Origin of the sequence: Streptomyces hamibioticus, from assembly GCF_047946815.1 — a bacterium.
In the GTDB taxonomy this organism is placed as follows: domain Bacteria; phylum Actinomycetota; class Actinomycetes; order Streptomycetales; family Streptomycetaceae; genus Streptomyces.
This window is the reverse complement of sequence record NZ_JBKKQY010000001.1, coordinates 6234875-6252695: the sequence shown is the minus strand read 5'-3', so window position 1 is coordinate 6252695 and position 17821 is coordinate 6234875. Positions and strand designations below refer to the sequence as shown.

Below are 17821 nucleotides of genomic sequence, written 5' to 3'. Positions count from 1 at the left end.
GATCAGTCCGTCGGCCACGCCTCCGCCAGCATCTTCCGGGTGTCGCCCAGTAGCTGCGGCAGCACCCGTGTGTGGCCGACGACCGGCATGAAGTTCGTGTCGCCGCCCCAGCGGGGCACGATGTGCTGGTGGAGGTGGGCGGCGATGCCCGCGCCGGCCACCGAGCCCTGGTTCATGCCGATGTTGAAGCCCTGGGCGCCCGAGGCGGTGCGCAGGGCCGTCATCGCCTGCTTGGTGAGCAGCGCCAGCTCGGCGGTCTCCGCGTCGGTGAGGTCCGTGTAGTCGGCGACGTGGCGGTACGGGACGGTCATCAGGTGACCGCCGTTGTAGGGGTAGAGGTTGAGCACGGCGTAGACCTGCTCCCCACGCCGGACGACCAGCCCGTCCTCGTCGGACTTGGCCGGGATCGAGCAGAAGGGGCAGCCGTCGGCGGCCCCGGGGCCGCTCGGCTTGTTCTCGCCCTGGATGTAGGCCATCCGGTGGGGCGTCCACAGGCGCTGGAACGCGTCCTGCGTCCCCACTCCCAACTGCTGCTCCGGCTCACTCGTCATGCGTGCAGCATATGGCGTTCCGGCGGACGGAAGGGCGGGGCCCCCGGGATCTCCCGGGGGCCCCGAAACCGGTGGCTGCCGGTGCGGGCCGGCGGATGCCGGTGGGTCAGACCTGGACCCGCTCCTCGACGACCTTGGCGATCTTGGCGATGGCCTCGTCGACGGGGATGCCGTTCTCCTGGGAGCCGTCGCGGTAGCGGAAGGAGACGGCACCGTTGGCCATGTCCTCATCACCCGCGATGACCATGAACGGCACCTTCTGCTTCTGGGCGTTGCGGATCTTCTTCTGCATGCGGTCGGAGGAGGAGTCGACCTCGACCCGCAGACCCCGCTTCTTCGCCGCCGCGGCGAACTTCTCCAGGTATTCGACGTGCGCGTCGCCGACCGGGATGCCGATCGCCTGGACCGGGGCCAGCCAGGCCGGGAAGGCTCCCGCGTAGTGCTCCAGGAGCACCGCGAAGAAGCGCTCGATCGATCCGAACAGCGCGCGGTGGATCATGACCGGGCGCTGCTTGGTGCCGTCCGCGGCCGTGTACTCCAGGTTGAAGCGCTCCGGCAGGTTGAAGTCGAGCTGGATGGTCGACATCTGCCAGGTGCGGCCGATGGCGTCCTTGGCCTGGACGGAGATCTTCGGGCCGTAGAAGGCGGCGCCGCCCGGGTCCGGGACCAGGGGCAGCCCCTGCTTCTCGGCGACCTGGCGCAGCGTCTCGGTGGCCTCCTCCCAGGCCTCGTCGGAGCCGACGAACTTCTCCGGGTCCTTGGTGGACAGCTCCAGGTAGAAGTCGGTCAGGCCGTAGTCGCGCAGCAGGCCGAGGACGAAGGTGAGCGTCTTGTCCAGCTCCTCCGCCATCTGCTCACGGGTGCAGTAGATGTGCGCGTCGTCCTGGGTGAAGCCGCGGGCCCGGGTCAGGCCGTGCACGACGCCCGACTTCTCGTACCGGTACACGGTCCCGAACTCGAAGAAGCGCAGGGGCAGTTCACGATACGAACGCCCGCGCGCGTCGAAGATCAGGTTGTGCATCGGGCAGTTCATGGGCTTGAGGTAGTAGTCCACGCCCTCGTCGAGCTGCATGGGCGGGTACATGCCGTCGGCGTACCAGTCCAGGTGGCCCGAGGTCTCGAAGAGCTTCCCCTTGGTCGCGTGCGGGGTGTAGACGAACTCGTAGCCCTCTTCCTCGTGGCGGCGGCGCGAGTAGTCCTCCATGACCCGGCGGACGATCCCGCCCTTGGGGTGGAAGACGGCGAGGCCGGAGCCGATCTGCTCCGGGACGGAGAACAGGTCCAGCTCGCTGCCCAGCTTGCGGTGGTCGCGCTTCTCGGCCTCGGCGAGGAACTCCAGGTACTGCTTCAGCTCGTCCTTCGACGGCCAGGCGGTGCCGTAGATGCGCTGGAGCATGGGGTTCTTCTCGCTGCCGCGCCAGTAGGCGGCGGCGTTGCGCATCAGCTTGAACGCCGGGATGTTCCGGGTGGTGGGCAGGTGGGGACCGCGGCAGAGGTCCTTCCAGCACAGCTCGCCGGTCTTGGCGTCCAGGTTGTCGTAGATCGTCAGCTCGCCGGCGCCGACCTCGACGTCCGCGCCGTCGTCGCTGGAGGCGGAGCCCTTGAGGCCGATCAGCTCCAGCTTGTAGGGCTCGCCGGCCAGCTCCTCACGGGCGGCCTCGTCGGTGACGACGCGGCGGGAGAAACGCTGGCCGCGCTTCTGGATCTCCTGCATCTTCTTCTCGATGGCCTTGAGATCCTCGGGCGTGAACGGCTTCTCGACGTCGAAGTCGTAGTAGAAGCCGTCCTTGACCGGCGGGCCGATGCCCAGCTTGGCCTCGGGGAACAGCTCCTGCACGGCCTGCGCCATGACGTGCGCGGTGGAGTGGCGCAGGATGTTCAGGCCGTCCTCGGAGGAGATCTCGACGCCCTCGACCTCGTCCCCCTCGGACAGGGCGTACGACAGGTCCCTCAGCTCACCGCCCACCCGGGCGGCGACGATCGAGCGCTCGCCGGCGAAGAGCTCGGAGGCAGTGGTGCCCGTCGTCACCACGCGTTCTTCCCGCTCGGAATCGCGCTGGATGATCACACGGACGTCTGACACCGGTCTCTCCTGACTGAAGGTGGGGTCGCGGCGCCATACCGGAGCGCACGCATCCCTGGGATCGTACCGACCCGGGGGCGCCCACCGCGAAATCCGTCCCTCGGCGCTGCCGCCCCGCCGTCAGTCCCCGCCGCAGACCTCCTCGAAGAAGGCCATGCTCTCCTGGTTCTCCTGGAGCGCCTTGACCAGCCGGTCCCGCTCGGCGTCGTCGACCTGCACCGGCACCACCTCGCCGGCGCCGGTGAGCCGGCGGAAGCCGCCCCGGCTCTCCAGCCGGCCGTGCACCCGCACCGGCAGCCCGACGAGGTGGGCGTGGCCGGCGATGCGGTAGGCGTCCTCCTCCAGCGCGATCCGGACGTGCGGGATCTCCGCGCCGGCCAGCACCCGCAGCCGTACGGTGCCCGGGCCGCGCGGCCCGGACCTGCGCATCCGGACGACCGTGCCGGTGATCCGCACGGGCACGGACGGCTCGGCGTGCAGATAGCGGACGCCGGCCTCGCGCAGGGCGGGCAGGTCGCCGGGCGAGAACTCGACGGGCTCGGGCGGGGCCGCGCTGCCCTCGGGATCCCCGGCGGCCGGGGCCCACTCGACGGCGATCCGGGCGCCCTCCGTGCCCTGGACCAGGGCGACGAGTGCCTCGGTGAACTCCCGGCTGACGCCCGCCTCGACGGCCGAGTCGAAGGCGTCCATACCGCCGGTGGCCCGCCGGTAGTCGACGGCCTCGCGGGCGGCGTGCAGCGCCTGGTGGAGGCGGACGGCGAGCGGGCGGCCGGTGGCGACGGGCACGAACGCGGTCAGCCGGCGACCGCCGGGGTCGGGGGCGACCAGGACGTTCTCCAGCAACGCGGCGGCGGCGCGGCGGTGCCGGGCCCCGAAGTAGCCGGCCCGCGCGCGCGTGGCGAGCGCCGCGGCGAGCAGCACGGCGCGGGCGGCGGTGCGCAGCCGGTCCTCCACGGTCCAGGTCGCGGCGTCCCCGGGCCCGGCCGGTACATCGCGCCACCAGCGGATCTCGTCGCTGGGTACGGCGAGGGCGACCAGGACCTCGCGGGCGGACGGCGTGCCGCTGCGGGACAGGGCGAGCAGAGCCTCGGCGAGCAGGTCGTCGCTGTCCGGGAAGGCGCGGGTCTCGGGCACGAGCAGACTGGTGCCGCCGTGGCCGGGCCCGGGCGGGGTCCAGCGGCCGTACCGGCCGGGGGCGCCGCCGCGGCGCTGCCAGCCGTGCCGGTGCAGCAGGGCGGCGAGCACGGCCGGGTCCACCGTGCCGGGCTCGGGCGGCGGGCCGTCCCAGGGGGTGCCGGCGGGGTGGGGGCGCGCGGCCCGCAGGGGCTCGTCGGTCGGGCGGTGCGTCATGGTTTCCCTCCCGTCCCGACCCGCGTCATGATCTCGCACAGCGCCCGGTCGTCGAAGATGCGTGAGGTCGGTATCCGCACGGTGGTGCGGCGCCGGCCGGTGACCGGATGTCCGGCGAGGTTGGTCCAGTAGCAGCAGTGCCGCAGGTCGAGCCGGTCGTGGCCGGCCCGCAGCCACTGGTCCCGGGACCGCGGGACGATCATCACGACGAGGATCTTGTGCACCGAGACCGGGGTGCGGGCGAGCTTCGCCAGGTGCTCGTTGTCGAGCGTGAACGAGAAGGAGCGGCCCGGCGGGCTCGGCGAGATCTGGTACGTCGCCTTGAGCTGCACCTTGATGGTGACCTCGTCGTCGACGGTGTGCCCGGGCGCGCTGTGGCTGACGTGCCAGTCGATGCCGTTGTCCGGGAAGGGCTGGGACAGCGAGCAGCCCGCCGCCGCGGCGACCGCGTGCAGATAGCCGACCTGCAACGTCTCCATGCAGGCGGTGGTGGCGAGCGTGCCGCGCGTGGGTGCCGCGCGCTCGGGCAGCAGCCCGCCCCGTTCGGGCTGCGCTATGGCCATGGCCAACAGCCTTCCAGAACTGGTGATTCCCCGCCGTGGGCCGCTGAACTGCAAAGACCCGTACTCCTGTTGTGTCCTTCCGGCGTACGCCGCAAACAGCCCGGGTATCACCGAATCGGGCAGTGGACGGCGCGTCAGCTGCCGTGGGTGATCGAGGGGTTGTGGGACCATGACGTGCTGGTACGAGGGGCCGCTGGCCGCGTTCGACACGGAGACCACGGGCGTCGACGTCGAGTCCGACCGGATCGTGTCGGCCGCCGTCGTCGTACAGGACGCCCCGGGCCTGAGGCCGCGGGTGAGCCGCTGGCTGGTGAACCCGGGGGTGCCGGTGCCCGAGACGGCGACGGCCGTGCACGGGCTGACGGAGGAGCATCTGCAGCGCAACGGCCGCTGGCCGGCGCCGGTGATGTACGAGATAGCCGAGGTGCTGGCGGAACAGGCCCGTGCCGGACGGCCCCTCGTGGTGATGAACGCGCCGTTCGATCTGACGCTGCTGGACCGGGAGTTGCGACGGCATCGCGCCTCGTCGCTGACCCGCTGGCTGGAGCGGACGCCGCTGTGCGTCCTGGACCCGCGGGTGCTGGACAAGCACCTGGACCGCTACCGCAAGGGGCGGCGCACCCTCACCGACCTGTGCGCGCACTACGGCGTCCCGCTGGACGGCGCGCACGACGCGGCGGCCGACGCTCAGGCGGCGCTGGAGGTGGTGCGGGCGGTGGGGCGGCGTTTCGCGGGGCGGCTGGAGCGCCTGTCCCCCGCCGAACTGCACACCCTGCAGGCGGTGTGGCACGCGGCGCAGGCACGGGGGCTCCAGGCGTGGTTCGCGCTGAGCGGCACGGAGGAGGCGGTGGACCCGGCCTGGCCGCTGCGTCCGGACCAGCCGGCGGCGGCCGCCTGACCCGCCGCGGGAGAAGCGGAAAGCCGGACCGTCGTCGACGGACCGGCTTCTCCGGGTGGGCGATACTGGGTTCGAACCAGTGACCTCTTCGGTGTGAACGAAGCGCTCTCCCACTGAGCTAATCGCCCGGGAACGCACTGAACAATACAGGTACCGCCGCGAAGTCTTCAAACCGCTTCCAGATACCTGACCAGTCCGCGCCGCCCCGCCCGCATCATCAGCGCGTGGTTGGCACGGAAGAAGGCCCTGCCGGGTACGGCCAGCCGCCGCAGCAGCGGCTTGCGGACGTCGACCTCCTGCTCGAACCGGGCTAGGGTGCCGGAGCCGCGCGGTGTGACGGTCCAGCGGGCCCAGCCGTCCATGTCCCCGGCGAAGGCGACCTCCAGCACCCCGGCCGCCGGGTCGCGCCGCTGCTCCCGCATGGTCTGGGTCAGGTCGTACGGGAGGAAGGAACGGAAGCGGATGAGCCCGCTGGTGTCGCCGAGCCGGGTGACCTCGCGCACCTGGGGCCACCAGCGGGGGTAGTCCTCGATGTGCTCGAGGGCCTGGTACACGGCCGGGACGGGCGCGGGCACGGCCCACAGACTCAGGAAGCGGTAGTGGTTCCAGTCCATGACGGCAGTGTGCCCGCGCCGGGGCGCCCTCGGGTACGGCTACGGCATCCGGTCCCCCAGCAGGGCGAGGTTCTCGATCGCGGCGAGCCCGTACAGCGCGGTGTCGTTCGTCGACACCCAGCTCGCCTCACTGCCCGGCACGAGCGCGACCGGTCCCGTGAGCTTCTCCGTCTTCCACGGGGCCGACTCCCGGTAGCCGTCGGAGTTGTAGAACTTCTCCCACGCGCGCGTGGCGAGCTTTTCGTCGCCGGTCTGCACGGCGGCGTAGGCGTCGAGGCGCGAATGGCCCTGGAAGAGGATCAGGCTGCCGAAGTTGCGGCCGTAGCGTGCCGCCTGCTCGGTCTTGGTGGCGTTGAAGTAGCGGCAGTAGTCGAGGTAGGCCGCCTTGAACTCCGGCATGTCGACGAGGTCGATCAGCTCGGCGCACAACTCGTTGAGGCCGAAGACGGCGGACAGGTGGGAGACCTCGACCTTCGGGGTGTCGGCCACGGCGAACTTCCCGGTGTCCAGGTCGTACAGGCCGCTGCCCTGGACGAAGCCGTTGGGCTGGGCGGCGATGGTCTCCATCGTGGACAGCACGCGCGCGCGTGCCTTCTCCCACTTGGGGCCCTTGCGCTCCCACTCGGTCAGCCACGCCGACACCAGGCCGCTCCAGTCGGTGCCGAAGCCGATCGACAGGGCGTGCCGGTCGGGGGTGTACGGCTCGGTGCGGATCTTGCGGATGGGGTCGAGGACGAGGAAGGTCTCGTCGGAGTCGACGTTGGCGTGCATGAGGTCGCCGACGCGCTCGTCGGCGGTGAGGAAGTAGTAGTGGCGACGGTAGGTGGTGTTGGCGATGCGCTGCTGCTTGGCGCTGTCGGCATAGTGCTGGACGCCGTGCCGGGTGCCGAGGCCGGCCCACTCCCCCAGGTGGTAGACGTCGACCTCCCCGGTGTGCCGGGTCATGGCCTCGGCGAACCGGAAGATGTCGGCGCGGCCGCTTCTGAGGTACGCGTACCAGAGCCACAGATCCGGTGAGAGCTCGGAGTTGTCCCAGGCGTAGCCGCCGACGTCGTACCGCCACTGGTGCCGTGCCGTGTCGTAAGTGTGCATGATGTCGCCGTAGTCCCAGAAGCCGTACCAGCGGCGCTGCTCCACCTGGTCCTTGTAGTACGTGAAGAGGAAGTCGAGGTGGTCCTCGATCCTCGCCTTGGCGGGTGTGGAGCGGTCGGGCTCGGAGTAGAGGCCGGGGCCGAAGACCCTGGACCTGATGAGCTGCCTCGGCGGAGCGGCCAGCTGCGGCAGGACGCGCACGGCCTCGACCTGTTCGGCGAGCCTCTCGGCGCTCGGGGTGGTGGCGTTGGCCCAGAACATCAGCTCCGAGGTGCGGGCGATGCCGTACGGGGTGCCGAAGCCGGGTTCGTAGTCCTCGTAGGTGATGTTGAGGCCCTCGAGCTGTTCGGGGTGGGTGTCCTGGCCCATGCCGTCGTGGTAGAAGCGCAGGTCCATGGGCTGGGCCTCGGGCGACCAGAGCCAGAGGGTCACCTCGGCCTCGTCGGTGTGGGCCTCGCGGATGTCGAGCTGGGCCGGGAACTTCTCCCAGAAGTCGCGCAGCCCGAAGGAGAGCCCGCCGCTCGCCCCGCCGACGTAGCCGAAGCCGGAGGCGCGCCGCCCGCCGCCGGCGCCGATCCAGCCGTGCCCCTTCTTGGTGCGCTTGCGCACGGTGAAGCCGTCGGCGGAGAGCTGGGAGAGGGTGTAGTCGCCCCACTCCGGGATGTACTGGAGGCGAGTGGTGACCCGCTGGTCCCAGGTGGCCGGGTCGGGCAGCTTCTCGCCGGCGAACTGCGCCGCCTGTACGGCCGCTCCGGGGTCGCGGCGGAGTCCGGTGATGCCCTTGACGGCCTCGCGGAGCATGCCGGTGCCCTCGCCGCCGATGCGGATGTGGCGGTCGTAGGACTCGTCGCGCATGGGCACGGTGAAGCGGACGCCGAGGCCGCGGACGAAGTCGCCGCTGGTCTTGCCGGGCTCCTGCTTCCCGTCGTAGGTGATGGTGTGCACCATGCGGAAGGAGTCGGCGCCCGCGTAGAAGTAGAGGCGGATGGAGAAGGGCAGCCAGCCGCGGTGACCCTTGCGGTGCTTGCCGTCGATGCGGACGACGGCGCGGACCGGGCCCTCCTGCTCGACCTTCACCTCCGAGATCGCGCCGTCGAAGCGCTCGTACTTCACCGTGCCCTGGTCGCCGTCCTCGATCTCGGGCTGGCGGAGCAGGACGAGTCTGCCGTTTTTGGCGATCTCGGTGGAGCCTCTGGTGACCGACTTGATCAGGGTGGCGCCGGACTTGCCGATCCTGGCCGTGATCACGCCGGTCGATATGTCGATGGTGCCGCCGCGCCGGTCGACGGTGACCTTCTTCTCGGGCGGGGCGGGGGTGCCGGTGGTGAGGGTCAGTTCGCCGGAGCCGGTGCTCACGGCGTGCGCGGTCCACTTCAGGGAACCGTCCGGCCAGTACGCCAGCGGCCACGACTGCACGGGCACGGCCTTGCCGTCCGCGTCCGTGAGCGCGAACGCCTGGTCCTCCTGGAGGGCGCCCTTCGGCCAGGGCACGCCGACGGTGGAGCCGGGTGCGGCGCCCAGTCCGCCCTCCTCCAGCCAGTCGAGGGTCACGGGGTCGGCGTCGGCGGGCTCGGCCCGGGGAACCGCCTGGGCGTCCTGGGCTACCGACGCCCAGCTGAACTGGGCGGCGGCTCCGGCGACGGCGGCCGCCTTGAGCAGGGACCTGCGGGGGATGGGGGACATGGCCCTTCCTTTCCTCGGGGGACGTGTTCCGGGCGGGAGCGATTGACTCAGCGAGGGCATGGGCATGACAGAGGTAGGTACGGTGCCGAGGGCGCCGACCCGGTACCAGGAGCCGTCGGTCAGCGGCGGCGGTGGCGCTCCTCCACGGCGACGGCCGCCGCCGCGACGGCACCGAGGACGGGGACGGCGAGCGGCGCGATGAACCAGCCGGACAGGGCCACCACGGCCAGCCCGGCGACGAGCAGGAAGGACCCGGCCGGGTCCAGGACCGTCCGGCGGCCGGCGGCCGCGAGCAGCGCCCGCCAGCCGGCGCCGGGCGTCCAGACCGCCGCCGCACGGAGCCCGGCGACGACGCACCCGATCAGCGCGGCCAGGCCGACGGCTCCGATCAACGGTCCGCCGGGCAGCCCGGCCCGCACGGCCTGGACGTCCACCCAGACCGCGGCCGCCGCCGACCACCCGGCGAGCCCGACGAGCCACCCGCCGCGCAGCGCCGCCCGGAAGTCGGCCGCGAACTCCCGCCACCCGCCGCCCTGGTGCGCGGCCCGGCGCCGCAGATGCCGGGCGCCCGCGGCGAAGGCGGCCGGAAAGGTGACCACGCCGAGCGAGGCGACCGCGATCCACACACCGGTGAGCAGGCATTCGGCGAAGACCGCGAAGCGCTCGGCCAGTGCGGGCTCCTTGCGCGCCCGGGCGCGTGCTTCTGCCATGACGGCCCCTCAGCCCTTCAGTCCGGACGTGGCCATGCCGTCGATCAGGTACCGCTGGAAGGCGAGGAAGAACAGCAGCACCGGCAGCAGGGCGACCAGCGACATGGCGATCATGCCGCCGTAGTTGGCGACACTCTCCTGGTCGCGGAACATCATCATGCCGAGCGAGACCGTGTACTTGCCGGGTTCGTTGAGGTAGATCAACGGGCCCATGAAGTCGTTCCAGGCGTTGATGAAGGTGAAGATCGCGCTGGTGATGAGCGCGGGCCGGCACAGCGGCAGCACGATCGACCAGTAGATGCGCAAGTGCCCGCACCCGTCGATCCGGGCGGCCTCGTCCAGCTCCTTCGGCAGGTTCCGCATGAACTGCACCATGAGGAAGACGAAGAACGCCTCGGTGGCGAGGTACTTGCCGATGAGCAGCGGGACGTAGGTGTTGACCAGCTCCATCTTCTGGAACATGACGTACTGCGGGATGAGCAGCACGTGGTACGGCAGCAGCAGCGTGCCGATCATCAGGGAGAACAGCACGTTCCGGCCGGCGAACCTGATCTTGGCGAAGGCGTAGGCCGTGAGCGAGCAGGAGGCGAGGATGCCGACGACGGAACCGAGCGCGTAGAAGAGGGAGTTCTCGAAGAAGGTCAGGACGGAGATGTCGGCGATGCCGTCGGCCAGGCCCTTGAAGTTGTCCAGGATCGGGCTGGTGGGGAACAGCTCCAGGCTGCCGATGATCTCCCGGCTGGGCTTGAACGAGGCGCCGATCACCCAGACCACGGGATAGAGGACGACCGCGAGCACCAGCAGGGCGCCGAGGTGCCAGGCGAGCGATCCGGTGCGCCGCCGGCCGGGGCCGTGCGTCCTGGGGACCGGGGCCGGACGGGTGGACGTGGTGGCGCTCATCGGGCGTCCTCCTCGTAGTGCACCCACTTCTTCTGCGACCAGAACAGGACGATCGTCACCAGGGCCACGGCGAGCAGCAGCATCCAGGCCATCGCGGAGGCGAAGCCCATCTGGGACTCCTTGAAGCCCTTCTGGTACAGGTAGCAGGTGTAGACCAGCGTGGCGTCGGCCGGACCGCAGTAGGTGTTGGACACGACGTAGGCCGAGCCGAAGATCTGGAACGAGTGGATGGTCTCCAGCAGGACGTTGAAGAACAGCACCGGGGAGATCATCGGCAGGGTGATGCTCCAGAACCGGCGGAAGGGACCGGCGCCGTCCATCTCGGCCGCCTCGTACAGCTCCCGGGGCACTTGCTTGAGGCCGGCCAGGAAGATGACCATGGGCGCCCCGAACTGCCAGACGGTCAGCGCGACCAGACAGTAGAGGATCCAGTCGGGGTTGCCGACCCAGCCGCCGACCTCGAAGCCGAAGACGGACATCGTCCGGTCCACGATCGCGTCGTCGGAGAAGATCGCCCGCCAGACGAAGGCGACGGAGACGCTGGCGCCGATGAGCGAGGGGGCGTAGAACGCCGCCCGGTAGAAGGCCTGACCGCGTCGGCTCTGGGCCAGCAGCAGGGCGATGCCGAGCGCGAGCAGCAGCTTCATCGGTGTGCCGATGATCACGTACTTGGCGGTCACCTCGACCGACTTCTGCCACCGCGGGTCGTCGAACATCCGGGTGAAGTTGTCGAAGCCGATCCACTGCGGGGTGTTGAAGAGGTTGTAGTCGGTGAACGCGAAGTACAGGGAGGCGGCCATGGGGCCCGCGGTCAGCAGCAGGAAGCCCGCGATCCACGGGGACATGAACAGGTAGCCGGCGAGGTTGTCCCTGCGGCCCCGGCGCTTGTCGGCGGCCGGCGCCGCAGGCCGGGCCTTCCGGGTCGCGGGCGGGGAGTCCTTGACGAGCGTCACGGGGTGCCCCTCACTGCTGGAAGGCGGTCTCGGACTCGGAGAAGAACTGCTTCACCGCGTCGGAGACCTTGGTCTTGCCCTGCGCCATGTCGCCGCCGATGCGCAGGAAGGCGGCCTCGACGGTGTCGGCCCCGGAGGGGTGCGGGGTGATGGTGCCGAGCACACCGGCCTTCGCGGTGTCCTCCTCGTACCGCGCGATCTCCTTGCCGATGGGGTCGGTCGGCTTGTACGCCGCGTACTGCTCGGTGCCGGCGAGGATGCCGCGGTCGTAGCCCATGATCTTGCCGACCTCGGGGTCGTGGACCATGAAGTCGATGAACTGGGCGACCTCCTTGGGGTGCTCCGTGCGCGAGGAGGCGCTGAGCATCAGGGAGGCGAGGTACTGCCCGGTGTTCTTGCCGTCGGTGGTGGGGATCGGGGCGAGGCCGTACTCGCTGTCGCCCTCCGCCGTGTAGCGGACGGCGAAGTTGTCCCAGGTGAACTCGGAGGCGCCGTGCCCGGCCGCGAGGGAGGACTTGGGCTTGTCCTGCTCGACGACCTTCGGGTCGGTGACGATGCCGGCCTTGATGCGGTTGTAGCCGTCCTGCCACCACTCCGTCAGATCGGCCTGGTCGAAGCCGAGTCCGTCCTGCGTGAAGAACGCCTTGCCGTTCTGGCGGAGGTAGAGGTCGTAGAGGTACATGATGCCGAAGTAGCCGGTGTCTCCGGGGACGCCGGTCTTGTCGTGGATGGTCTTGAGGGCCTTGAAGTAGTCGTCCCAGGTCCAGCCGAACTCGGGTGCGACACCGGCCTTGCGGAACACCTTCTCGTCGATGACCAGCGCCATGGTGTTGGAGCCGACGGGGACACCGAGTTGCTTGCCGTCGACCTGGCCGACCTCGACGACGCCCTCGCGGAAGTTGTCGAGGCTCAGATTCCCCGCTTCGGTCTGCGTCCTGAGGTCGAGCAGAATCCCTCTCTTGTCGTATTTCCGAAGGAAAGTGACGGAGTTTTGGAAAACGTCCGGGGGATTTCCACCGGCGGCCTGCGTCTGGAACTTCTCCCAGAAAGAGACATAGTCCTGGAAGTCCGTCTTCACCTTGATCTTCGGATACTTCTTCTCGAAGAGCTTGATGGATTCGTTGATCCGCTTGGCCCGCTCGTCGGCCCCCCACCAGGAGTAACGGATCGTCACCGTTCCGTCCGCCGAGGCGCCGCCGCCTCCGCAGGCCGCCGTGCCGGCCAGACCGAGCGCGGCCGCGGAGGCCCCCGCCGCCTTCAGGATCGTGCGCCTCTCAACATTCCTGCTGGTTCCCACCGTCAGGCCTCCCCGCGTCTCGTCGCAGCGTTGATGAATCGTTTCAAGTAAGCGCTTGCTGGCACAAGTTACGGAGGGGCCCGGGGTGCGTCAATGAGTCCGGCACACTTTTCTTGCCAGGCACGTCGGCGGAGGTGCCGCGGGGCCGGCGGGGCGGGCGGTGCGCTGACGGCGACGGCGCAGGTGGGGGCGAGTGCGATCGGCCGGCCGAACACCGGCGCGAGGAGACGACCTGCGGACGGGGGACACGGCCTGCGGACAGGGGACGCGGCCTGCGCGCAGTGGAGACGACCTGCGCACGGAGCGGGCGACCCGTACGCATACGACGGCGGCCCGCCTGCTCTGTCGCAGGCGGGCCGCCGTCTTCGGGTGGGCGATACTGGGTTCGAACCAGTGACCTCTTCGGTGTGAACGAAGCGCTCTCCCACTGAGCTAATCGCCCGGGCGCAGGAAGAACATTACCGCATGTCAGGGGGTGCCCGTGACAGCGGTGGGCCGACCTGCGGCCGGGGCGGCGGCGCGGGCGGCGGCGAGGCTCGCCCGGCCGGATCCGGGCAGGCCGGCGAGCCGCGCCGACCGTCGAGGAGGGCACTGTCCCTGAGCGCCGCACCGGGCACATGAGAGGCCGAAACGGCCGCTTGCGACGACGGTGCACGTCCGCAGGCGGGTGCGGTCCACCACCGGGCGTGAACGGCTGTCGCCCTGAAGGGCGCGGGATGCGCTGCCGGCCGCACCGGCCCACGCCCCAGACGGCGTTTCGGCACGGGGGCCCCGGCCCGCTGGACGGGTGGGCCATCACGGTGCGTGACAGCGCTCGTCGCCGGTGGGGCACGGTACGCGTCCGCCCCGGAGGGGCTCGCGGCCGGCGCAGACCCGTGTCGCCGTGAGCGGGCCCACCGACCACCGGGCGTCACGGGCCGGCGCCTCCGGCGGTCGGGAGGTCGGCACCGGCAACGGCGGGAGAGTCCCTATGGCCCTGGTGAGGCGCCCTGCGGCCTCTCTGGCGGCCTGATGGCCTCCCTGGCGATCTGCGGCTTCCCTGACGGCCTGGGGACCCCTTGACGGCCCGTTGAGGACCTACGGACCACTTGGCGGCCTACGGCCTCACTGGTGGCCTGCGGCTTCCCGAGCGAGGGCGGCGTCGATGGCGATGGCGTGTCGTCGGCGGCGTCGAGGGTGACGGCGAGGAGCGTGTCGCCGGCGGCGTCGAGGGCGGTATCGCCGGTGATGGCGAGGACCGTGGCCGCGGCCCTCGCCGAGCCCCCGGCAACAGCCGGGACGGCCGCCCGGACGACGGGAAGGCGTCCCCCGATCGTCGCAGCCCCCGGCAGTGGCGGCAGCCGTCGGCTCGGCCAAGCCGCGCCGGGCGGGAGCAGGCCCGACGGACGCCTCTCGGGACACCCGAGGGCGCCGGGGAGGCGTCGGCCGACGGGCGCGGGACGACGACGGGCGCACGACACCCGGCGGACGGCCGGCGGACGGCCGGCAGCCGTCGCGCCCGCGGCAGCCCGAAAGGCACGCGGCAAACGGAGCGCCCCTGGTCAGGGAGCGGCTCGGCGCCCGCCCCGGCACCCCGGCGGCGTCACTGGTTCTCGATCTTCCAGGGCATCACGAAGCCGAACTCCCACAGGTAGAACCCGGCGATGACAGCGAAGATCACCAGGCCGACCGCCGTGAGGATCATGTTGCGGCGGCGCACCTTGGGGTCGAGTGCCCGCTGGGCCGCCTCGGTGACCTTGCGCTTGGTCCAGCGCAACACCAGCTGGGCCCAGACGAACTCGGTCGCCCAGATCGCCATGCCGCCGAAGATCACGACCCAGCCCGGCCCGGGCAGCGGCAACATGATGATGCCGGTGATCACGACCGCGAGCCCGATGATGAAGACGCCCACCTGCCAGCTGAGGTGCAGCATGCGGCTGGACTTGATGAATTCCGGCGCCCTGGAGCCGAGTGGCCGCTCGGTCTCCGAGCCGGCCGCACTGGCCGTACCGGTCTCCTTCGACGCCACGGCCACCTCGCCCAGCTTGTCACTCCCCGTGTTCATACGGCCAAACCCTACCCGAGCGAAACGAGTCACCGGAATGGCCGCACCTCGACAACGATCCCTCCGCCGGATGAGTTACGTAAACGCACGCAAAACACTCAGAGGGGTTTACAACGGCACCGTAGGTGGCATGTCGATTTCGCCGACGTGCGAATCCCCGAGCGCACACTGAGCGAAAGGCCCTGGCGCTTATGAACACCACGGTCAGCTGCGAGCTGCACCTGCGCCTCGTTGTGTCGAGCGAGTCCTCCCTGCCTGTCCCCGCAGGCCTGCGGTACGACACGGCCGACCCCTACGCCGTGCACGCCACCTTCCACACCGGAGCCGAGGAGACCGTCGAGTGGGTGTTCGCCCGCGACCTCCTCGCCGAGGGGCTTCACCGTCCCACCGGCACCGGCGACGTCCGTGTCTGGCCGTCGCGCAGCCACGGTCAGGGCGTCGTGTGCATCGCCCTGAGCTCCCCGGAAGGGGAGGCTCTGCTCGAGGCCCCGGCGCGGGCCCTGGAGTCCTTCCTGAAGCGGACCGACGCCGCCGTGCCCCCGGGCACGGAGCACCGGCATTTCGACCTCGACCAGGAGCTCTCGCACATCCTGGCGGAAAGCTAGGGCGAGGGCCCCGCAAGCCGCCCGGCGCCGTCGACTCGGGGTGACGGCTCGGGCCGGGACAACCGCATACGGCACGCACCGGCGCCGTCGCCGCGGATCTCCGCGGGGCGGCGCCGGTGTGCGTGTGGCCACGGGAACCGGGGACGGGCGGCCGGCGTTGTACGGGCATCGGCGAGCGGGCGGCCCTGGCCGGGGCCGCCCTCCGCGAGCGGGAGGCGGAATCGAGGCCGGTACGGCGGCTCCGGGAGCCACTACCATCGGCCAGCATCGGCGGGCGCCCGCCCGACCCCCAGGCCAGGGAGCGAAACGTGCTGATCACCCACGACACCCGGTGCGCCCTCGACACCGTGGTCGATCTGGTGAACACCGCACCGGAGGACGAGTCGACGCCGGACGGGCTGGCGGACGTCGCCGCCCTCGAGGATTTCGTACGAAACCACCAGATCAGCGATGTCGGGGTGCTCTCGGAGCTCGATCTGTCGGCGGTGCGCAAGATCCGCGGGCGCTTCGCCGCGGTCTTCGCCGCACCGGACCCCCGGGCCGCCGCCGGGGTGATCAACGAACTGGTCGCCGCCGCGGGCACCACCCCCCGGCTCACCGACCACGACGGCTACGACTGGCACGTCCACTACTTCGCCCCCGGCGCCTCCGTCGCGGACCACCTGGCCGCCGACTGCGGGATGGCCCTGGCGTTCTTCGTGGTCGCCGGGGAGCGGGAGCGGCTGCGCCGCTGCGAGGCCCCGGACTGCCGGCGGGCCTTCGTCGACCTCTCCCGCAACCGCTCACGGCGGTACTGCGACAGCCGCACCTGCGGCAACCGCCTGCATGTGGCGGCCTACCGCGCGCGCCGCAAGGAGGCCGCGGGCTGACGGCTGCCGTCCGCGGCACCGGACGGCGGGCCCACCGGGGAGACCGGCCCGACGCGCCCCCCGGCGGGTGTCGCCGGGGAACGCGGGTACGGCTCACAGCAACAGCAGATCGTGCAACGAAGCCATGAGCAGCAGACACCCGATCACCGCAAGGAAGATCATCAGCGGTGGCTGGGAAAGGGCGAAGAGGCAGCCGCGCGGCTCGTCCTTGCGCGGCGCGGCGTCGCTCTCTGTCGTGTCCAGCTGTGTCGTGTCCAGCATCTCGCGGGCGATGATGACGCAGTGCGCCCTTCCGGCGCGATCAACACACACCTTGTGCGCCGGAGTTCGCCGCTAACCGCGATCTTCGGTTCGGGTTGTGATCACTTACGGACGGCGGCGGATCCCCTGTGTCCGAACCCGCTGGAACGCTTCAGATGCCGTGCTTCTTGAGGATGGCCTCGATGTCGCTGAAGTCCTCGTCGGCACCCTGCTCGGCCGCGGGCCGGGCCGCCGGCCGGGAAGCGGAGGCGGAGCCGGAGCCCAGGGAGGGCGCCGAGGCCGCCGGGGCGACCGCCTCGCCCTTGGCGGCGGCACGCGCCTGCTTGCGCTCCTTGCGGGTGCCGCCACGCCGGCGCTCCACGGCGCGGGTGGTCAGGAACAGCAGCCAGGAGACACCGAGCACCCCGAAGCCCGCCCAGGCGGTGAGGCTGAAGGCGGTGTCCGCCAGCCACTGCACGACGCCGGTCATCACCAGGCCGAGAGGGATCAGTGCGTAGGCGGCGATGCGGGCCGCCGTGAGGAAGCGCCTGCGGTACGCGGTGATCGCCGCGATGCCCAGGCCCGCCGCGGACACGGCGGAGCAGACGGTCTCGGCAATCATCCGGTCCTCCAGGCTGGGCTCGCTCGGGCAGGGAGTACTTCGTCCCTTCCATCCTGCACCGTCCGGACCCCGTGGGGCCATGCCCGGGCCCGACATCAGGGAGATCTCCGGGTCCGCTCCTTCCCAGGTCCCGGAGGGGCCGTACGCCCCGCGCCGGGCGAGAGGTCCGTTTGGGCCGCCGGAAGCCGGGCTGGGAGACTGTTGTCCATGAGCGACTCCTCCCCCGCCCGTCCCGCCGCCGTCCTCGACGTCTGGTGCGAGCTCCAGTGCCCGGACTGCCGTACCGCCCTGGACGACGTCCGCGCCCTGCGCGCCCGCTACGGCGACCGTCTGGAGGTGCGGCTGCGGCACTTCCCGCTGGACAAGCACAAGCACGCCTTCGCCGCCGCCCAGGCCGCCGAGGAGGCCGTCGCGCAGGGGCGGGGCTGGCCGTACGTGGAGGCCGTGCTCGGCCGGGTCGAGGAGCTGGACCGCGAGGGGGAGGCCCTCCTCGTCGAGACGGCCCGGGAACTGGGTCTCGACGCCGAGGAGTTCGACACGGCGCTGATCGACGGCCGGCACATCCTGATCGTCGACGCCGATCAGGCCGAGGGCAAGGCGATCGGCGTGACCGGCACGCCGACGTACGTCATCGGCGGGGAGCGGCTCGACGGCGGAAAGAGCCAGGAGGGGCTCCGGGAGCGCATCGAGGAGATCGCGGACCGGCTGCTGTCCGGGCCGCAGGCCTGAGCGGCGGCGCGACTCCCC

General features: G+C 71.1%; 17 protein-coding genes and 2 tRNA genes. 4 read left to right on the top strand and 15 right to left on the bottom strand.

The genetic code is table 11. The features are described 5' to 3' along the window. Nucleotides 1-2: 2 nt before the first annotated feature. The 4 genes from ACLGIH_RS28415 to ACLGIH_RS28400 all read right to left on the bottom strand — a co-directional run bounded on the left by ACLGIH_RS28415 (nt 3) and on the right by ACLGIH_RS28400 (nt 4547). Entirely contained in the window at nt 3-551 is a 549-nt protein-coding gene (locus ACLGIH_RS28415) for an HIT family protein (protein ID WP_416528126.1), read from the bottom strand. A gap of 106 nt (nt 552-657) precedes the next feature. Continuing rightward, the gene (gene thrS / locus ACLGIH_RS28410; protein WP_416528125.1) at nt 658-2634 is read right to left on the bottom strand and encodes a threonine--tRNA ligase; all 1977 of its coding nucleotides are present in this window, start codon (nt 2632-2634) and stop codon (nt 658-660) included. Between the two features lie 120 nt (nt 2635-2754). Next, complete coding sequence (locus ACLGIH_RS28405; protein WP_416528124.1) at nt 2755-3984, bottom strand: hypothetical protein; 1230 nt, start codon at nt 3982-3984, stop codon at nt 2755-2757. Beyond that, nucleotides 3981-4547: a DUF4365 domain-containing protein gene (locus ACLGIH_RS28400; RefSeq protein ID WP_416528123.1), complete on the bottom strand. Its 567-nt coding sequence runs from the start codon at nt 4545-4547 to the stop codon at nt 3981-3983. Before ACLGIH_RS28400 ends, ACLGIH_RS28405 begins: the two co-directional genes overlap by 4 nt. A gap of 169 nt (nt 4548-4716) precedes the next feature. Here ACLGIH_RS28400 and ACLGIH_RS28395 point away from each other — a divergent pair, with 169 nt between their 5' ends. Next, entirely contained in the window at nt 4717-5445 is a 729-nt protein-coding gene (locus tag ACLGIH_RS28395; RefSeq protein WP_416528122.1) for a 3'-5' exonuclease, read from the top strand. Between the two features lie 56 nt (nt 5446-5501). Here ACLGIH_RS28395 and ACLGIH_RS28390 read toward each other — a convergent pair. The 9 genes from ACLGIH_RS28390 to ACLGIH_RS28350 form a co-directional block, all read right to left on the bottom strand. After that, nucleotides 5502-5573 (bottom strand) — tRNA-Val (locus ACLGIH_RS28390). Between the two features lie 39 nt (nt 5574-5612). Then, complete coding sequence (locus ACLGIH_RS28385; RefSeq protein ID WP_416528121.1) at nt 5613-6059, bottom strand: SRPBCC family protein; 447 nt, start codon at nt 6057-6059, stop codon at nt 5613-5615. Nucleotides 6060-6098: 39 nt separating this feature from the next. After that, nucleotides 6099-8834 (bottom strand): exo-rhamnogalacturonan lyase family protein, encoded by a 2736-nt coding sequence (locus tag ACLGIH_RS28380; protein ID WP_416528120.1) that lies wholly within the window; start codon nt 8832-8834, stop codon nt 6099-6101. Nucleotides 8835-8953: 119 nt separating this feature from the next. Then, nucleotides 8954-9544, bottom strand: coding sequence for a hypothetical protein (locus ACLGIH_RS28375; RefSeq protein ID WP_416528119.1), 591 nt, complete (start codon nt 9542-9544; stop codon nt 8954-8956). Between the two features lie 9 nt (nt 9545-9553). Next, on the bottom strand, nt 9554-10444 hold the full coding sequence (locus ACLGIH_RS28370) for a carbohydrate ABC transporter permease (protein WP_416528118.1): 891 nt from the start codon (nt 10442-10444) through the stop codon (nt 9554-9556). Beyond that, nucleotides 10441-11397 (bottom strand): carbohydrate ABC transporter permease, encoded by a 957-nt coding sequence (locus ACLGIH_RS28365; protein WP_416528117.1) that lies wholly within the window; start codon nt 11395-11397, stop codon nt 10441-10443. The genes ACLGIH_RS28370 and ACLGIH_RS28365 overlap by 4 nt, the downstream gene beginning before the upstream one ends. 10 nt (nt 11398-11407) lie before the next feature. Further along, nucleotides 11408-12694, bottom strand: coding sequence for an ABC transporter substrate-binding protein (locus tag ACLGIH_RS28360; RefSeq protein WP_416528116.1), 1287 nt, complete (start codon nt 12692-12694; stop codon nt 11408-11410). A gap of 370 nt (nt 12695-13064) precedes the next feature. Then, nucleotides 13065-13136: transfer RNA gene (locus ACLGIH_RS28355), tRNA-Val, on the bottom strand. Nucleotides 13137-14276: 1140 nt separating this feature from the next. Beyond that, nucleotides 14277-14738, bottom strand: a complete 462-nt coding sequence (locus ACLGIH_RS28350; protein ID WP_416528115.1) for a TIGR02611 family protein — start codon at nt 14736-14738, stop codon at nt 14277-14279. A gap of 191 nt (nt 14739-14929) precedes the next feature. Here ACLGIH_RS28350 and ACLGIH_RS28345 point away from each other — a divergent pair, with 191 nt between their 5' ends. Both ACLGIH_RS28345 and ACLGIH_RS28340 read left to right on the top strand, forming a co-directional pair. Further along, on the top strand, nt 14930-15343 hold the full coding sequence (locus ACLGIH_RS28345; RefSeq protein WP_004002642.1) for an SsgA family sporulation/cell division regulator: 414 nt from the start codon (nt 14930-14932) through the stop codon (nt 15341-15343). A gap of 308 nt (nt 15344-15651) precedes the next feature. Beyond that, nucleotides 15652-16212: a CGNR zinc finger domain-containing protein gene (locus tag ACLGIH_RS28340; RefSeq protein ID WP_416528114.1), complete on the top strand. Its 561-nt coding sequence runs from the start codon at nt 15652-15654 to the stop codon at nt 16210-16212. A gap of 93 nt (nt 16213-16305) precedes the next feature. Here the strand turns inward: ACLGIH_RS28340 and ACLGIH_RS28335 are convergent, their stop codons facing one another. Both ACLGIH_RS28335 and ACLGIH_RS28330 read right to left on the bottom strand, forming a co-directional pair. Continuing rightward, nucleotides 16306-16473 carry a hypothetical protein gene (locus ACLGIH_RS28335; protein WP_416528113.1) on the bottom strand — a complete coding sequence of 56 codons (168 nt, stop codon included), beginning with the start codon at nt 16471-16473 and terminating at the stop codon, nt 16306-16308. Nucleotides 16474-16624: 151 nt separating this feature from the next. After that, on the bottom strand, nt 16625-17074 hold the full coding sequence (locus ACLGIH_RS28330; protein WP_416528112.1) for a hypothetical protein: 450 nt from the start codon (nt 17072-17074) through the stop codon (nt 16625-16627). Between the two features lie 207 nt (nt 17075-17281). On the opposite strand from ACLGIH_RS28330, the gene ACLGIH_RS28325 reads away from it, so the two are divergent. Next, complete coding sequence (locus tag ACLGIH_RS28325) at nt 17282-17803, top strand: DsbA family protein (RefSeq protein ID WP_416528111.1); 522 nt, start codon at nt 17282-17284, stop codon at nt 17801-17803. Nucleotides 17804-17821: the final 18 nt, after the last annotated feature.

What these genes read in the sequence shown, in the direction of transcription:
- ACLGIH_RS28415 (WP_416528126.1), bottom strand. Translation starts at nt 551, where the DNA reads ATGACGAGTGAGCCGGAGCAGCAGTTGGGAGTGGGGACGCAGGACGCG.
- ACLGIH_RS28405 (WP_416528124.1), bottom strand. Translation starts at nt 3,984, where the DNA reads ATGACGCACCGCCCGACCGACGAGCCCCTGCGGGCCGCGCGCCCCCAC.
- ACLGIH_RS28400 (WP_416528123.1), bottom strand. Translation starts at nt 4,547, where the DNA reads ATGGCCATAGCGCAGCCCGAACGGGGCGGGCTGCTGCCCGAGCGCGCG.
- ACLGIH_RS28395 (WP_416528122.1), top strand. Translation starts at nt 4,717, where the DNA reads ATGACGTGCTGGTACGAGGGGCCGCTGGCCGCGTTCGACACGGAGACC.
- ACLGIH_RS28385 (WP_416528121.1), bottom strand. Translation starts at nt 6,059, where the DNA reads ATGGACTGGAACCACTACCGCTTCCTGAGTCTGTGGGCCGTGCCCGCG.
- ACLGIH_RS28380 (WP_416528120.1), bottom strand. Translation starts at nt 8,834, where the DNA reads ATGTCCCCCATCCCCCGCAGGTCCCTGCTCAAGGCGGCCGCCGTCGCC.
- ACLGIH_RS28375 (WP_416528119.1), bottom strand. Translation starts at nt 9,544, where the DNA reads ATGGCAGAAGCACGCGCCCGGGCGCGCAAGGAGCCCGCACTGGCCGAG.
- ACLGIH_RS28370 (WP_416528118.1), bottom strand. Translation starts at nt 10,444, where the DNA reads ATGAGCGCCACCACGTCCACCCGTCCGGCCCCGGTCCCCAGGACGCAC.
- ACLGIH_RS28350 (WP_416528115.1), bottom strand. Translation starts at nt 14,738, where the DNA reads ATGAACACGGGGAGTGACAAGCTGGGCGAGGTGGCCGTGGCGTCGAAG.
- ACLGIH_RS28345 (WP_004002642.1), top strand. Translation starts at nt 14,930, where the DNA reads ATGAACACCACGGTCAGCTGCGAGCTGCACCTGCGCCTCGTTGTGTCG.
- ACLGIH_RS28335 (WP_416528113.1), bottom strand. Translation starts at nt 16,473, where the DNA reads ATGCTGGACACGACACAGCTGGACACGACAGAGAGCGACGCCGCGCCG.
- ACLGIH_RS28330 (WP_416528112.1), bottom strand. Translation starts at nt 17,074, where the DNA reads ATGATTGCCGAGACCGTCTGCTCCGCCGTGTCCGCGGCGGGCCTGGGC.
- ACLGIH_RS28325 (WP_416528111.1), top strand. Translation starts at nt 17,282, where the DNA reads ATGAGCGACTCCTCCCCCGCCCGTCCCGCCGCCGTCCTCGACGTCTGG.